The organism is Phyllobacterium sp. 22552, assembly GCF_052044585.1.
GTDB classification, from domain to species: Bacteria; Pseudomonadota; Alphaproteobacteria; order Rhizobiales; family Rhizobiaceae; genus Phyllobacterium; species Phyllobacterium ifriqiyense.
Map to the genome: position 1 here is coordinate 1 of NZ_JBQENG010000021.1, position 493 is coordinate 493.

The 493-nt window shown below is 59.2% G+C and carries 1 protein-coding gene; it reads left to right on the top strand.

The genetic code is table 11. The features are described from left to right. Positions 1-493, top strand: a 493-nt coding sequence (locus tag ACTJI9_RS22465) for a putative Ig domain-containing protein (protein ID WP_440811037.1), incomplete at both ends; no start/stop codon positions are given.

The window sequence follows — 493 nt, forward strand, 5'->3', positions numbered from 1 at the left end:
TTGCCTTCAACTCGAATGCCAATCCGATTACGCTGAATATCACAGGCGGTGCACCCGCCTCGGTTGCCGTGGCTACCCAGGCTGCCAATGGCACCGCCACGGCAAGCGGCACGTCAATTACCTATACGCCAACACCAGGATATGCAGGACCGGACAGTTTCACCTACACCGCCACGAATGCGTCAGGCACGTCGGCACCTGCCACCGTGTCAATCACGGTCAGCCCAACCACACTTGCCCTTGCTCCGGCGGCTGGTGCATTGCCAGGCGCTACTGCAGGGACGGCCTACAGCCAGGCATTTACGGCATCGGGTGGGACATCTCCCTATAGCTATGCGGTTACAGCTGGTGCGTTGCCAGCAGGCATTACCTTGAACGGGGGAACGGGCGCCCTTAGCGGCACACCAACAGCCGCGGGCACGTTCAATTTTGCCATTACGGCCACAGACAGTTCAACCGGCAGCGGACCATTCACTGCCATACAGAATTATTC